12 protein-coding genes and 2 pseudogenes are annotated in these 15,341 nt (G+C 53.6%); 11 read left to right on the top strand and 3 right to left on the bottom strand.

The genetic code is table 11. The annotated features are described in order from the left end of the window. Positions 1-676, top strand: a pseudogene (locus tag OSC10802_RS43585) (IS4 family transposase); the annotation flags it as partial. 937 nt (positions 677-1,613) lie between these two features. Then, the gene (locus OSC10802_RS0137005) at positions 1,614-3,926 is read left to right on the top strand and encodes a monovalent cation:proton antiporter family protein (protein ID WP_017721807.1); all 2,313 of its coding nucleotides are present in this window, start codon (positions 1,614-1,616) and stop codon (positions 3,924-3,926) included. Between the two features lie 81 nt (positions 3,927-4,007). On the opposite strand, the gene OSC10802_RS0137000 is transcribed toward OSC10802_RS0137005, so the two are convergent. After that, on the bottom strand, positions 4,008-4,223 hold the full coding sequence (locus OSC10802_RS0137000; RefSeq protein WP_017721806.1) for an Hfq-related RNA-binding protein: 216 nt from the start codon (positions 4,221-4,223) through the stop codon (positions 4,008-4,010). 170 nt (positions 4,224-4,393) lie between these two features. Between OSC10802_RS0137000 and dapF the strand changes: the two genes are divergently transcribed. Then, positions 4,394-5,254 (top strand): diaminopimelate epimerase, encoded by an 861-nt coding sequence (gene dapF / locus OSC10802_RS0136990; protein ID WP_017721804.1) that lies wholly within the window; start codon positions 4,394-4,396, stop codon positions 5,252-5,254. 87 nt (positions 5,255-5,341) lie between these two features. On the opposite strand, the gene OSC10802_RS0136985 is transcribed toward dapF, so the two are convergent. Further along, the gene (locus OSC10802_RS0136985) at positions 5,342-5,548 is read right to left on the bottom strand and encodes a hypothetical protein (RefSeq protein WP_017721803.1); all 207 of its coding nucleotides are present in this window, start codon (positions 5,546-5,548) and stop codon (positions 5,342-5,344) included. A 156-nt stretch (positions 5,549-5,704) separates the two neighbouring features. Here OSC10802_RS0136985 and OSC10802_RS52350 point away from each other — a divergent pair, with 156 nt between their 5' ends. Together OSC10802_RS52350 and OSC10802_RS0136980 are read left to right on the top strand one after the other, a co-directional pair. Beyond that, positions 5,705-6,064, top strand: coding sequence for a hypothetical protein (locus OSC10802_RS52350; protein ID WP_155969238.1), 360 nt, complete (start codon positions 5,705-5,707; stop codon positions 6,062-6,064). A 23-nt stretch (positions 6,065-6,087) separates the two neighbouring features. Next, the gene (locus OSC10802_RS0136980) at positions 6,088-7,233 is read left to right on the top strand and encodes a hypothetical protein (RefSeq protein WP_017721802.1); all 1,146 of its coding nucleotides are present in this window, start codon (positions 6,088-6,090) and stop codon (positions 7,231-7,233) included. A 411-nt stretch (positions 7,234-7,644) separates the two neighbouring features. On the opposite strand, the gene OSC10802_RS43580 is transcribed toward OSC10802_RS0136980, so the two are convergent. Next, positions 7,645-9,351: a DUF1565 domain-containing protein gene (locus OSC10802_RS43580; RefSeq protein ID WP_017721801.1), complete on the bottom strand. Its 1,707-nt coding sequence runs from the start codon at positions 9,349-9,351 to the stop codon at positions 7,645-7,647. Between the two features lie 620 nt (positions 9,352-9,971). Between OSC10802_RS43580 and OSC10802_RS0136965 the strand changes: the two genes are divergently transcribed. From OSC10802_RS0136965 to OSC10802_RS0136950, 6 genes and pseudogenes are all read left to right on the top strand, one after another. After that, positions 9,972-11,069, top strand: coding sequence for a thiamine phosphate synthase (locus OSC10802_RS0136965; protein ID WP_017721799.1), 1,098 nt, complete (start codon positions 9,972-9,974; stop codon positions 11,067-11,069). A 259-nt stretch (positions 11,070-11,328) separates the two neighbouring features. Beyond that, complete coding sequence (gene thiS / locus OSC10802_RS0136960; protein ID WP_017721798.1) at positions 11,329-11,547, top strand: sulfur carrier protein ThiS; 219 nt, start codon at positions 11,329-11,331, stop codon at positions 11,545-11,547. Between the two features lie 488 nt (positions 11,548-12,035). Then, positions 12,036-12,224, top strand: a pseudogene (locus OSC10802_RS47175) (photosystem II q(b) protein); the annotation flags it as partial. 77 nt (positions 12,225-12,301) lie between these two features. Continuing rightward, positions 12,302-12,532 (top strand): transposase, encoded by a 231-nt coding sequence (locus OSC10802_RS56900; RefSeq protein WP_071593426.1) that lies wholly within the window; start codon positions 12,302-12,304, stop codon positions 12,530-12,532. 98 nt (positions 12,533-12,630) lie between these two features. Then, positions 12,631-13,884: a metal-dependent hydrolase family protein gene (locus tag OSC10802_RS0136955; RefSeq protein WP_017721797.1), complete on the top strand. Its 1,254-nt coding sequence runs from the start codon at positions 12,631-12,633 to the stop codon at positions 13,882-13,884. A 5-nt stretch (positions 13,885-13,889) separates the two neighbouring features. Then, the gene (locus tag OSC10802_RS0136950) at positions 13,890-14,876 is read left to right on the top strand and encodes a CobW family GTP-binding protein (RefSeq protein WP_017721796.1); all 987 of its coding nucleotides are present in this window, start codon (positions 13,890-13,892) and stop codon (positions 14,874-14,876) included. The last annotated feature ends 465 nt before the right edge of the window (positions 14,877-15,341 follow it).

The following is a 15,341-nucleotide window of genomic DNA, read 5'->3' as shown; positions in this document are numbered from 1 at the left end:
GAGTAAATTGCTATGGCTGCAAGAATACTACCAAGTCAAGCTTGTTAGCTCCTTAAATTTAACCACAGGAGTTCCAGAATAAAACTTAATAAATTTTGGATACGACTCTGACTACAGATATGGAAAAGAGATGTTAGCTAGTTTGCCCCCAAACGGTGTAGGGGTAATGGATCGGGGCTTTTCTAGTTTAAAATTTTTACGGCTCGCCCAGCAGTCAAACAAGTATTTTGTCTTGCGCATACCTAACAACTACAAACTTCAATTTTCTGAAAATAAGGGGCAGTTTCTAGTTGGGACAGGCAAGGACTCAGGAATATAAAGAGTTGTTAACTTTTGCGATCTTGAAAAGCGTGCTGAGTATAGATTGGCCACCAATTTGGAGCGGGCCGAAGTCTCCGATGAAGAGCTTATGGAAATCTACAAATATAGGTGGCACATAGAGTTGCTATGGAAGTTTCTTAAAATGCACCTTAAGTTGGATAAGCTGATTACTAAAAATGTAAATGGTATAGCTATACAAATTTATGTTTCGCTGATAGCTTACCTGATATTAAAAATAGTAGATATTCCTAAAGAATGGGGGACTACGCTACTAGATAAACTCCGCTATCTTCAATGTTGTATGTGTCAAGAAATCAGCTATGTCCACTGGATAGAACGACTTCTCTCTGGCTAAGCATTTTTACTCAGGGCAGGATAAATGTAAGCTAAAATGTAAAGTTTTGTGACAGAATTCAACACTTGTGATGCCCCATACCCACCGCAAAGTTAGCTCACTTTTCCCCAACCCATAACAAGAAACCCGGTTTCTGTCGGCAGGGGGAAGGTAAAACCACCCGCGCGTAGGGGTTTGCATTCCCGACACTTCCAGATTTTATAGCACTAGCCACATAGGCTCACCCAAGTTACTACTTGGCTATCGAAAACCTCACGACTTGTAGGTAGCAACTTTAGCCATTCTATCACATAATTTACATAGGTTAGGACATAAGCGACCTATATATAAGGCTTATAAAAGGCTTTCCCCCCGCTCCTGCAGGCGCATTTTTCATACTTTTAATTTGCTTATTAGATCAGATATAAGAGCCGGATTTCGTGACGGAAACTTCCTAAATAATGTCGAAAAACATGCCCAAACCAGAACGCCAAGATAGTGCGCAGCGCAAATTAAATGCAACAAGCTGTGATAAGTAAATATTACAGGCCTCTTTTTAAAGAGATCCCCTAGAGAAAGTTGCTAATATAATAGCGAAAGTTGCTACCTACAATTCCCAGCATTTATATCAACCCCTAAAAAAGGGGGCGCAAGAGCATTTTTCCCCCTTTTGTAGGGGCGGTGCGGCACGACCGCCCCGGCTAGAGGGGAACTCACCTGACTTACGTGGAAGTAGCAAATTGGGTTATAATATAATCCAAGTTGCTACTTTAAAAAAAAATCTGGCAGCGCTACCTCACCTAACCGGAACAGCCACGGGGAGACTGCCCCTATAAAGAATAAAATAGCCGGGGTTTTCTAAGGGCGGTGCGGCACAAGAAGACCGCGCCGTTCCCATGCCCGCCTTGTAGGTCGCAACTTGAGTTAATATAAATTAACACTTTTTATCATAAAGCCAGTGCAAGAAGACTTTAGACTGATTGTCGATTTAGTCACGGTTCTGGCAGCTGCCGCTGCGGGAGGGCTGCTGGCATCACTGCTGAGGCAGCCGGCCCTGCTGGGCTATCTGCTCGGGGGGGTGGTCGTTGGCCCTGCTGGACTGGGACTGATCAAAGAAATCGTGCAGGTGGAAACCCTGGCTCAATTCGGCGTCGCCTTCCTGCTGTTCGCCCTCGGCGTTGAGTTTTCTTTCGCCGAACTCAGAAAAGTGCAAGCGATCAGTCTCGGGGGCGGCGGGCTGCAAATGGCCCTGACGATTCTAGTCACCACCTCAGTGTCCTCGATCACCGGCTGGGTGAGCTCACCGGCACAGGGAGTGTTCCTAGGAGCCATCCTCTCCCTATCATCCACCGCAGTGGTGCTCAAGTGCTTGATGGAGCGCAACGAAACCTCCACCCCGCACGGACAGGTGATGCTGGGAATTTTAGTCGTGCAGGACCTGGCACTGGGCCTGATGCTGGCCGTACTGCCGGCCCTCGACGAGCCCCCAGAAGCAATCGGCATGGCAGTGGCTTCCGCGCTGCTGCGCATCGGGCTGTTTGCCGCCGGCGCGTTTGCCGCCGGCATCTTGATCGTCCCCCGCTTGCTGCGATTCCTGGCGTCCACAGAAAGCCGGGAGCTGTTTTTGCTGGGAGTGGTGGCCCTGTGCCTGGGCATTGCCCTGCTGACCCACCGGCTGGGATTTTCCATCGAGATGGGTGCCTTTGTCGCCGGTCTAATGATTTCCGAAGTGGAGTACGCTGACCAAACCCTCACCTACGTCGAACCCATACGGGATATCTTCGCCGCCCTCTTTTTTGTCTCGGTGGGCATGCTCATCGACCCCAAGTTCCTGTGGGACAATCTGGAACTGATATTGGGACTGGTGGCCCTAGTCTTGGCCGGCAAGTTTTTAATTGTCACTCCCCTGGTGCGCGCCTTCGGCTATTCCCTGAAAACCGCAGTCACTGCCGGGTTGGGGCTGGCCCAGATTGGGGAGTTCTCCTTCGTGCTCGCCAGTGCCGGTCAAGCGCTGGGCCTGGTTTCCCGCCGGGTGTACTTGCTGATTTTGGGCACCACCGCACTGACTCTGGTGCTGACGCCCTTCCTGCTGCGCCTGGTGCCGCAACTGCTGGAACTGCCGTGGCTGCAGTCCTATTTAGAGCCTGCAGACGTGCCGGTGGAAGTGTCCAGTGAGGTGCCGCAGCAAAATCACGTCATTGTCGCCGGCGGCGGGCGTGCGGGCCGCAATATTCTCCGGCTGGCCCAAGAGCACGGGCTGCCGGTGGTGGTCATCGACCAGTCGGAAAGTGCGATCCAGCAGATGCGAGAGTTGGGCGTGCCTTACGTCTACGGCAACGCCGCCAGCGCTCACGTTCTGGAAGCCGCCGGTGCAGATCGGGCCCGGGCGATGGCCATCGCTCTGCCAGACCCCACGAGCACCCGACTCTGCCTGAAGCGAGCCTTGGAGCTGGCCCCCGACCTGGACATCGTTGTCCGCGCCACCCGGGATAAGGAGATAGAATTGCTTTACCAGCTGGGAGCGCGGGAGGTGGTGCAGCCTGAATTTGAGGCCAGCCTGGAACTCTCCGCCCACCTGCTGGCGGGGATGGGATTGCCCCTGCCGGCGATCGAGCGGGAAGTGGAGCAAATCCGCAACAGCCACTACTTGCATTTCCGCCCAGATCGCTCCGCCTCTCAGGTGTCGCGAGAGGTGATCTCTGCCGCCAGCGATATGAACAGCAAATGGTACTCCCTGCCAGAGGCATCTCCCCTGGCCGGCATGACGCTCGAAGAAACCGACCTGCGCCGCCTGACCGGCGTCACCTTGATGGCCATTCGCCGGGGGTCTGGGGAGGAAATCGACTATCCAGAGTCGGGGACCGTCTTGCACGGCGATGACCGGCTGCTGCTGGTGGGCAACTCTGAAGAACTGGCGGCTTTCGAGCACCTGGCTAAGGGGGAAGTGGCCGTCCCCACCGGACACTCCTCCTGTCAGTGGCTGACGGTGCCCGATTCGGGCCTCGCCGCCGGCAAGACCCTCTCGGAACTGGACTTGGGCCAGCTGTATGGGGTGCGGGTGCAAGCTATCCGCCGCGAGGGCAAGTTGATCCGCTTTCCCCAAGGGGACACCTCCCTGCTAGCGGGGGACTGCCTCCTGATCTGCGGTGGCTTCCATTCGCTGACTCAGGTGCAGCAGTGGATTGCGCCAGAAACTGGGCTGCCGGACCTCGGGGTGCCGGTTTTAAGTTTGAACCGCCAAGACGCCAAGTTCGCCAAGAAAGAGGTTTGAGAGGGAGTGGGTTTGGCCCGTCAGGGGGGTTGAGTTAAGACTTGTTAATTTCACTCTCACGGTTCAATGCGGCGGACAGTTCTATGACATGTTTGGCTTGACATAAGCAATGGCTTGCCGCCAGACGAAAGTCTGCTGGCCCGAGCCTTCTACGAAGCAAAGGCATTCTCTGTCCTGCCACAAAACTTGGCCAGCTATTAGGTCGCCGGTGAGGAGTTTCACTTGGACTTGTTTTTTGTCTTTAATAATATTCTGAATTTGGCGAATGCTGGGCAGGGTAGTATCGAAGTCAGCCATAATTAAATCAGTTGGGGGGGAGAATTTGCAGGATGTTTATAGATTTCTCTCGCCAGCCTTCAGCTCACAGCTCGCGCTCGCACAAAGCGGGCTTTCCCAGGGCACCCGGCAAGCCTTGAGGGGACTGAATGCTCAATAATGAATGGTGGAAGCTAGAAGCGAAAAAATCAATGGTCATCGAATTTACAAAATATCACGGACTCGGCAACGATTTCATTCTGATTGACAATCGCGCCTCGTCAGAACCCATGTTAACGCCTGAGGGAGCCGTGCGGCTGTGCCACCGCAATTTTGGTGTGGGCGCGGATGGGGCGATCTTCGCTCTCCCCGGACAGGAGGGCGCTGACTATACTATGCGGATTTTTAACTCCGATGGCTCGGAACCCGAAATGTGCGGCAATGGCATCCGCTGTCTGGCCCGGTTTCTGGCGGAGTTGGAGGGCGAGGAGGGACAATCTGCTGCTGAGCGCTCCTATCGCGTCCACACCCTCGCTGGTGTCATGACGCCCCAGCTTCGCCCCGATGGCCAGGTGACGGTGGATATGGGGCAACCCCGCCTGCTGGCTGCAGAAATTCCCACCACCCTCGGCGCTGCGGGTGAGAAAGTTGTCGATACCTCGCTGGAAGTGGCCGGTCAGTCTTGGGCGGTCACCTGTGTCAGTATGGGCAACCCCCACTGCATTACCTTTGTCGGGGATGTCTCCGCTGTCCCCCTGGAAACGATTGGCCCCCAGTTTGAGCGTCACTCGGCTTTTCCCAAGCGCACAAATACGGAATTTATTGAGGTGGTTCGCTCGGATTACTTGAAAATGCGGGTGTGGGAGCGGGGTGCCGGCGCTACGCTGGCTTGTGGCACCGGCGCTTGCGCTTCCCTGGTCGCCGGCGCTCTCACCGGCAGGTGCTCCCGCCGCGCCACCGTTGAACTCCCCGGCGGATGTCTGGAAATCGAATGGTCAGAAGCTGACGGGCGAGTTTACATGACCGGCCCCGCTCAGCGCGTCTTCAAGGGCAAGATATCCGGGGAATTTTAGAGTTGCCAGCAGGGAGTTTAGATTTTAGATGGGCGATTCATTGGAAATCTTAGCATCTAAAATCTAAAATATCTGGGAGCCCGCTCCCTATTCCACTGACGGTTTGCAAGCGGCCAAAACATTGCCAGTAGCGGCTTTCAACTTGTTGGCCATAAAACATGGTTGCGTTGAAGTCAGAGCGGGAAAACTGATATCAAATCTGGAAGAAGCCGCATGCCGGCGAAACGTCTGGGGAAAGGAGGTTTGAGAGACTCGCACTGAGGCGGCGCTGAAGTCGGACAGGCGTGCGGCCATCCAGGTCTTCCCTAAAAAAACATTTAATTTTTATATATAATATCAGCAGACAGGATAAGGAGGTTTGTATAATGGTAGTTTAGGAGTATATTGTATATAGGCTATAAGCAGATTAAATGCATTAATAGCCGAGCGGGGGGCTGGGAGAGAGCCCTAATGAATGTGAAGCACCCGGCTCATTTAAAGGAAAGCGCTGCCGCTCATTCAACTCAACGGCGAGAGCGCCAGAGTCGGGCGCAGGTCATTTCTCCTTTTGTCAGGAGGCGTCGGGCTTCTGGTGGTGCGGTTTCTTTGCGCAAGGATTGCCGGCCCGGGCGGCGGGAGATGAAAAATCAACCTGTAGAAAGGGTTTGTGGGGAGCCATACCCCATTTTACTTAAACTGGCTGAGAAGCTAAAATCTGAAGTAGCTGTGTGCGGTCAACTAGATAGCGCAAAAATAAAGTTATGTAGGTGCGTGGGTTCGGACGTGATTGAGCAGCGAAAAAGACCTGAAAGCAGTGGCGCATCTGGCTAATCAGCAACGATAGGGAGAATTTCATGAGTGGCGGCATTTATCTGATACAGGATGGCGACCGGCTTGTCGAAATGACAGAACAAGCCTATGATTCGGAAGACCAGCTGCAAGAACTGCTGGAAAAATATCCAAATCTCTTAGCGGGGGATCAAATAGATAAAGCGACGCCGCGACACTGGCTGCTGATTTCGCGGGAAATTGCCGTTCCAGCGGAAGAAGAAGGCCCCTTGCGGTGGGCGCTGGATCATTTGTTTCTCGGACAGGATGCAACTCCCACCCTCGTCACCGTCAAGCGCAGCTCGCACCAAGCAAGCCGGCGGGAGCTCATGGGCCAGATGCTGGAATACGCGGCTAATGTGGCGGCTTACTGGCCGTTGGAGTCAATCATTGGCCAGTTTGAAGCCAACTGCCGGGATCACGGTCGCGATCCGGAACAGGTGTTTGAAGAGTTTCTCAGCGCTGAGGCGGACGAGGAGAGGTTTTGGCAGAAAGTCAAAACTAACCTGCAAGCCGGCAAAATTCGCTTGGTGTTCGTAGCAGATGCGATTGGCCCAGAAATGCGGCGGGTGGTGGAGTTTCTCAACGAACAGATGGACCCCGCAGAAGTGCTGGCGCTGGAAATTAAGCAGTACATCAGTCCTGAGGATTTGCGGACTCTCGTGGCCAGACTCATCGGCCAGACAGCGGAAGCTCAGCAGAAAAAAGCCAGCGCCACTCGCGAAAGAAGGCGGTGGGACGAGGTTTCGTTCTTTCAAGAATTTGAAGCCAGGCGGGGGAGGGATGAGGCTAAAATTGCCCGAAAGATATATGAATGGGCGTGCGGCCAAGCCCCTGCAATTGAAGTTCACTGGGGCACCGGCGACACCTACGGGGGGTTTTCTGCCAAGCTGGATCGCCAAGGGATGTGGCAGCAAGAACTGTTCACAGTTGACATTTCTGGCCAGCTGGGAATTGCCTCTAGCTCTTACGCAGCCCTGCCGCCCTTTAATTCTGAACGCAACTGGCAAGAATTGAGAACTAAATTGAGTTCCATTGGTCTTTCCCTACCGGCAGATCAGGGGGAGAGAAGATTGCCAAGTTTGCGCCTGTCTACCTTGCAGGATGAACTTAGTTTCAACCAGTTTCTGGAAACCTTTGAGTGGGTTATTGAGCAAATTAAAGCCTTTTGAACTTGCAGATGGGTCTGGCCACATCTGGACTTGAACCGCCGGTGGGCGCAGGTATAGCAGTATGCACTTAGGTTAGGACATTACATCAAGAGGGCACGGAGGGAACGCCTGCCCTACGCCTTTTTCCCTAGGTCACTGACGTCTTAACCAATATGACTGCTGCTATAAACTCGCGCCAGACGCCGGCGGGATGCTGCCAGGGGGGAATCGGTCCGTGCGGAGAACTTTTCTTCCGCCTTAGTGGTTTTTGAGATAAATCCGGCTGATTAGTAAATATTAATGCGATCTGGGGGACAGCGTTTCGGAACTTTCGAGCGGTTTCCAATAGCAAGTTATCAACCGAATAGCCTCGAAGGGGGCCGGCGGCGGAGTGGGGTGAGGGATGGCCGGAAGCCGCCGGGCCCTCGGATGTCACTGCAGGAGTTCCACAGTGGCTTTCAGGCCATTACTTTGCAGCATTTTCTGCAGTTTCTCAGCGTTGTCGGCGTCGGTAAAGATTCCCGCCTGCATGACCGCCTGACCGTTGAGGTAGGTGCGAAAGGCTTCGGGCACCAGGGAGCGCACGCGATCTTGCTCTGTGTCAGAGCGCGTCTCGACAATCACCCGATAGCGCAGGCCGGGGGCCGCAGGGCCACCGGGCGGGGGTGGGGGCTCGCCGGCAGCGCGGCTGGGGTTTGGAGAGCGGGTGCCGGCGGGGATGCTGCTGCCGGGGATGCCGGGAACCGGCAGCACTGCAGCCGGCGGGGGGGGAGCGTCAAGGGTGGGCAGGGCTGAGGGCTTTGACGAGGCCGGCCCGACGGCGACGGGAACGGCAGATGAGCCGGGCAGCGGCACGGGGATTTCTATTGCCCCTGGGGAGGCCAGCACCGGCTGGGAAGTCCCGGCGGGAGGGCGCTCAGCTGGGGCGAGCGGTGGCAGCACCGGCAGCCGGCTGGCTGGGGCTGCAGGGGGCGGCACCGCTATGGGCACCGAGCGGGACGCTGGGGGAGTTGCGGGGGGGAGTGCCGCTGTGCCTGACGGTGCGGTGAGATTGCCGGCCAGGTCGAGGCGACCGTTGGTGCGGTTCGCAGACAGCTGATTGCCAAAGGCCGGGATAATTTGGCTGGTGGCTTTAGCGTTGATGTCCAATTGACCATTGTTGCGGATGATATTGCCTCCAGGCTGGTCCCGGCTTCCGAGATCGGGCTGGGCAGAGGCGATGGCGACGATGCCATCTTGCAGGTTGCTGTCGATTTGGTTGTTGCGCAGCACCGGTCGCCCGGAAGCTTGCACCACAACCCCGGCTCGGTTCTGGGTGAGGCGGTTGCCAGTGACGACCGGTGCGCCCTTTTGCCCGATATTGATTCCGAAGCCGGTGTTTTGAAACAGGTTGCTGGTGATTTCAGGGCGAGAGGTGCCGAAGCTTGTGATGCCACTGGCTCCGTTTTTATAGAAGTGATTGTTGCGAATCACCGGCGCGCCGGTGCCGTTGACAGAAATGCCGTCATGGGTGTTGCCGGTAAAGGTGCTGTCCGTCACCAGCGGAGAGGTGGATTCCACCCACAGCCCGTAACCGCGAGGGTTGGAGTTGCTGACGGTGACGCCGGTCAGCGCCGCTTTGTCCGCTCCCAGAATCGCTACGTTTTGGGTGCCAACGCTGGGGCTGAGGTAGGTGCCGCCGCCAGAAATGACAATTTTTTGGCCTCGGGTGTTCGGGTCGCCCTGAACGGTGACGCCCGGTTTGAGCGAGATGGGAAAGGTTTCGCCGGTTTGAGCGCTGTAGGTTCCCGGCGCTAGTAAAATTACGGTGTTGGGTCCAGCTGCGCTCAAAGCGCTAGTGAGGGTTTTGAACGGAGCGCCTTCGCTGCCATTGCCGGTTGAGTCATTCCCGGAAGTGGGATTGACATGCAGCACGGATGAAGGCGACGCCTGCGCTACAGTAACTGGCTGCTGTGACGGCGCTGATGCCTCAACTGCACTGGGGGTCCCGGCAACAGCTGCCGGGGAAGACAGCCACACTAAGGCCGTGGCGGCCACTCCGAGGGCGCAAGCGCCACCCGTACTGGCAGGACGGACTGAGATTTGGCAACAGCTAGCTGGCACGCTACCTAAATAGCTGTTCTGGTAGATCGAACTCACGGCTCTCCTCCAACGGTGGATATGACTTTTAGCGATTTTTGATGGGCGCAGCACCCGCTCCACTGAGACAGTCAAAACAATCTATAGCATTGTACAGAGGCAATTCCTCCCCCTCCTACCGCTTGAGCGCTGCTGAGAATTGAGTGGGCGGACACAATTAAAGTAAACATAAAACTGTTCGTCTCTCCCGCTCCCCACCCCCCCCTGAAACCGGGCGCGCAGGGGTGCTGCCGGTGTCATGTGCGCTTGCCGGCTGCCGGTTCCGGCTCCCCCGGAGGCCGGCGCACCCCTGGATTGTTTCAGCCCCCCGAAAAATAGCTCCGCCAACACCCATCCTGACAGCGGAGTGATGCCCGCCTGGGTCAGGCCAATCTCAGGGCGGGGGGACGGAGAACCAGGGGACCGGTCTGTGTTCGGTTTCGCTCTCTTCACCTGCTGATTGCCTCCCATTTTGCCACCTCCGTTTTTCTGCAGAAAAAGTTTAAAAATTCTGAAAACTGCCAGGTTCAATGGCAAAATTTTACATCGTTCGTATACTGTATTCTGGTTGACGCCTCACACTGCAGCAAGGTCGGCCAGCAGACTGACTGTTAGGAGTAAAATCGTAAGGGGGTGTTGTGATGGGCGATAAACACAGCTGGAGTGAAACGGGGGAAGGCTTGGCGACCGCAGGGGCGCAACCTGCTGTCTGTAGGATTTTGGACGCGAATTTAGACCGCGCCCGGGAAGGGCTGAGAATTATCGAGGAATGGTGCCGGTTTGGCCTCAACAGCGTCCAGTTCGCCGGCGCTTGCAAGCAAATGCGCCAAGAGCTGGCGGCGTGGCACACCGAGGAGCTGCGGTCGGCCCGGGACACGGCGGGCGACCCGGGGACGGAGCTGACTCATCCTGGGGAGGAGCGGCGCTCTAGCATACGGCAGCTGTTGCAGGTTAATTTCAGCCGCGTGGAAGAAGCGCTGCGGGTGCTTGAGGAGTATGGCAAGCTCCACCACCCGGATATGGGAGCGGCATTCAAGCAGATGCGCTATCGGGTCTACACGATGGAAAGCACTCTGCTGGCTTACCAGCGCCACCAGCAGCTCCAGTCATCGGGCCTGTATCTGGTGACGGCTCCGTCAGAACAGCTGTTTCAAATTGTGGAAGCAGCCCTGCAAGGGGGACTGACTCTGCTTCAGTATCGGGATAAAACCGCTGAGGACACCGACCGGCTCAAGAACGCCCAGAAGCTGTGCCAGCTGTGCCGGCGCTATGGGGCTCTATTTATTGTCAATGACCGCGCCGATCTGGCCATCGCCGCTGATGCGGATGGGGTTCATCTCGGCCAGCAAGATATCCCGATCGCTCTGGCGCGGCAGCTGCTCGGACCCCACCGGCTGGTCGGTCGCTCGACGACGAATCCGGAGGAAATGCAGCGCGCGGTTCTGGAAGGGGCGGATTATATTGGGGTGGGGCCGGTTTTTGAAACCCCTACGAAAGTCGGGAAGGAAGCTGCCGGTTTCGATTACGTGAAATATGCCGCCGCTCACTCGCCGGTTCCCTGGTTCGCGATTGGGGGCATTGATATGGGCAATGTCAATGATGTTCTGGCTGCCGGCGCTCAGCGGGTGGCGGTGGTGCGCGCCATTATGGAAGCAGACCAGCCGACTCTCGCGACTCAGTATTTTATCTCTCAGCTGGCTCGCATGCAAACGCTGAAAGCTTTGAAAAGTGCTGAGTGACCGGCGATGAACCCCACCCCCCCAACTCCAGCCCCAGCCCCTTATCCCCAGAGGGGGCCCCACCTTCCCCGCAGGCGGGGAGGGGGAGAAAGAGTAATGTTTGTTTTTTGTTTGAATCTCGAAGGCAGGACTTACGCACAGCCTCTATATGTAGGGTGGGAACGCGATAGCGTAACCGGCACCACACCACATTAAGTGTCCCTGCGTAAGTTCTGCAAGAATCTCACCGGCTGACTTTTGAGAAATAATCTGAGAAATGATGAAAGATACAGCACAAATTACGCTGCTAGTCAATGGGGAAACCCGCACTTGCCCCCCCGAAACTTCCCTGCCGGCTCTGCTGGAACAGCTGGGGTTAAATCCTCGTTTGCTGGCGGTGGAGTATAACGGGGAGATTCTCCACCGGCAATTCTGGGAGCAAACCCGCATCCAGGAAGGAGATCGCCTGGAAATTGTCACGATTGTCGGGGGAGGCTAGGTGTGCGCCAGGATTTTGGATGCAAGGATTTTGGATGCAAGGATTTTGGATGCAAGGATTTTGGATTGAGGGTTATAGCACTGGACAGTTCAGGAATGGACAGGGCTGAAACGCTTGCTCTCAAAGGTATTGAACAGGCGAGACGCCGGTCCTGCAGCGTCTGGCGTCAGAAAAATCACTCTCAGATGTTTTGCTTTTAATTTGCTGATCTATTGGAAGATAGCAGAGCCAGCTTGCTTGGCATTATCTCCCTGTAGTGGCTGTCAGAGAGTATGGCCTGAAAGGTTCTGTAGATATTAACAGTGCAAATTAAATGCACCATAACTGAGCGGGCCGGGAGCCTGCCACCGGCCCCTCTGATAAGTAAAACTTATCTATCCCATCAGAAAAAATGCTGACTCACCCCCTGTACAAACCTTAACAGGCTGTTTAAGATAGGGAAAATTATACGAACCTCGGAAATTAAATAGCACTAATAAACATGCTAGATTGGGGGTGAGTGGGAGCTTTTCTACCGGCTAGGTATGCGTCCTTGGATCTGCGTGCCTTACAGCGCTCCGGTTGCTGCTGCAACTGCAGCGTTCCCGATCTACCCGATCGGTCAAGGTTCTTTCTCCGAAGGCATGCCTCTGGGTATCAGCGGAACTTTCAACTTCATGTTGGTGTTCCAAGCTGATGACAAGCACTAGCTAACCAAGGTTTTGATATTTCCTGTTTTACGGGAGATGGGGAATCGGAGTGAAACCTCTGTCCGATGGGTTGCCAAAGTAAGTATTGGCGCAAGCACTCTGATAACTATAAGAATCCAGTTATCAAGGTGCGGGTTAGTCCCCGGGATTGTAGGGCTTGCCTCAGTCGATATCAATGTACTCGCTCACCCAAGTTGCCCCGCGTTTTGACTCTCAAACCCTTCCCTGAATATCAGGTGCTAAAGAAGGCAAGGCTGCGACAGTCAATCTTAATGAATAACAGTCTCCGCTGCTAGTAAAGGTGCAATTAACTGGCGCAGGTAGACGGAATAAGTTATACATACTTATTCGTCGCGGCTCTAACGTAAACGATAAAAACTAATCCCAGAAAAAAATGGCTAACGCTACCAATCAAACTTATGTAATTGTCGCTGAGCAATATTGGGATGGTTTAGCAGAAAATCTGCTTGGGCCAAGCGAAATTCGCGTCGAAAACGGACAAATCACGGCGGTTGCCCCAAAAGTGGATCGCACCAATGCTCAAATCATTGAATTAAAAGGCCACAGCGTTACCCCCGGCTTTATAGATTGTCATGTTCACGTCACCTTCTGTGAAGGAGATCCTAATATTCCAGAGAATCCTTACCAGGCGACAACACCACTGATGACCCTTTATAGCTTAGGTGCACTGAAAAAACTTTTAATGAACGGTTTTACCACTATCAGGGAAGTGGGCTGTCCAAACCCAGAATTTATTACCGTCGATATCAAAAGGGCTATCGCCAAAGGGTGGATTATCGGGCCGAGAATGTTCGTCTGTCCTCATCTGATCTCCGCCCAAGGGGGACACGGCGATTTTACCTCCTTGGTGGCTTTTCAGTTTAGTCCAGAGAAATTTGAAGTCGCCGACGGGACAGCAGAGATTATCCGCATGGTGCGGGAAGAAATCCGTTCGGGAGCCGATTGGATTAAATTCTGTGCCACAGGTGGTTTTAGCTCTCCCACCGACGATCCAAGCCAAACTACTTACTCCCAAGAGGAGATGAATGTCCTAGTCAGCACCGCCAAAGATTTCGGTATTTACGCTTGTCCTCACGCCTATGGAGGTGAGGGGATTAAACGTGCTGTTAAGGCAGGAGTGCGCTCTATTGAACACGGGAATCTTGCTACAGCAGACACTTTGCAATTAATGGAACAGCAAGGGGTTTACATTGTACCCACCCAATACACCGTACTAGAGAAGGCTCGCAATGTCAATAATGATGCCTATTGGCAACACCGCTCGCCTTGGCAACACGCTAAATACCAAAAATATGCCTCTCAGCTGATCGAATGTGCCCAAAATTTAGCCAAAAGCAACGTGAAGATCGCTTTTGGTACTGATGCCGGAACTTTTCCCCACCAAGATAACTGGAAAGAGTTTCCAGCGATGGTTCAAAATGGCATCACTCCCTCCCGCGCTCTAAAAGCAGCAACCAGTGCAGCTGCTGAATTATTAATGCAGCCAAATATCGGGGTTTTAGCTCCGGGCAAAATAGCTGATATTGTGGCTATGCCAGGGAATCCTTTTGAGGATATTAACGTTACTGGTCAAGTGGATTTTGTGATGAAAGAGGGAGTCATTTATAAGCACCCATCGGAGGAATAAGCGGAATGGTTTGGTCAGGAAATATTTGGAGAACACCTGTTACTTTACTGACGGGCTTTTTGGGGGCGGGTAAAACCACTCTCCTTAACCGTATTCTTCAGGGTCAACATAAGAGCCGCTTTGTGGTGCTGGTGAATGATTTTGGGAGCCTCAATATCGATCGGATGTTAATCAAAAGTGAGGGGAGTAATGTCATGACGCTTGAGGGGGGTTGTGTTTGCTGTCTCTTAAAAAATGATCTGGTTAATTCTATCTTAAAAATCTTATCCCTCCGTCCAGATCGGATCTTGATTGAGTCTAGTGGTGTGGCCAACCCCTATACCCTCTTACAAAACCTGAAACGCCCGGTTTTAAGTAAAGTAGTCAGCTTAGAAAGCATTATCTCTCTAGTGGATATAACTTCCCTTCATCAAATCTGTCAAGCTGGGAAAATCAACTATCAAGATTTGCTAATAGACCAAATTTCTGCAGCTGATATTGTAGTCATCAATAAAATGGATCTGGCTGATGAAACCGAAAAAGCAACGGCTCATCAACTCCTGCGAAAAATAGCACCTTGGGCGCGGTTACTAGAAGCTAGTTATGCGGATGTGTCTGTGGATTTATTACTAGGATTTAGTGACTCTTTCCCCACTCGTTCTACTTCTAGTAATTTGGAGCGAGACCATTCCGCTCAATTTCAAACTTGGAGCTATCAAAGCGATCTGCCGTTTAATTTGCATAAATTGCGGAAACAGTTATCCGAATTACCCGCAGGAGTATTCCGCGCCAAAGGGATATTATTCACAGTCGATCGTCCAGAAGAACGAGTAATTGTGCAACAAGTTGGACCAAGAATAACCCTAGAAATAGGCGAAACCTGGGGGGAGGAGCCCCGTTTTAGCCAACTGGTATTGATCGGTGTAGGGGGAAGCCTGGACACAGGGATGTTACAGCATTATTTCGATAGCTGTTTAATGTCAGGTTCAGATGACATCTCCCCTCTTTACTAACCTTCTTTACTAAGTTAAATTAGAAGTCCCTCCCAGCAACTTTTTTAAGTCAGAGACCGTTTCCTTGCTAACCGCACACTCCAAATAATCGCTGATCCCCTTTACAAAAATCTCGGAAAACTCCTGGCAAGCTTAACAGGAGTCCCGATATTCCTTCCGAGCGGCGGCATAAGCTTTGCAAAGTTCCTCGAATTTAGACATGTCAACTCCCTCCCTCTCAATAAATTACCTCTTTTGTGGCACCAGCGTCTTGCGGGGGCGGGTTCGCCCCAGAGAGTCCTGACGCCGCTCGGGGGATGAATAAACCCGCGCCCCACCCCCTCTGGCTTTCCGCGCCTGGTGACAAGCACACCGGCACCCCGCCGCCTCACTTCCCGAAAGTGCGGATATCTCCCCGCAGTATCCGCCCCCAGATGGCTGCCCAGAATTGAGGGAAAGCGATACATTAGATGTGTGGCCTGCCTG

Source organism: Kamptonema formosum PCC 10802 (assembly GCF_000332335.1).
Lineage (GTDB): Bacteria > Cyanobacteriota > Cyanobacteriia > Cyanobacteriales > Oscillatoriaceae > Oscillatoria.
The sequence above is the reverse complement of the archived record's forward strand: the minus strand, read 5'-3'. Positions and strand labels throughout refer to the sequence as shown.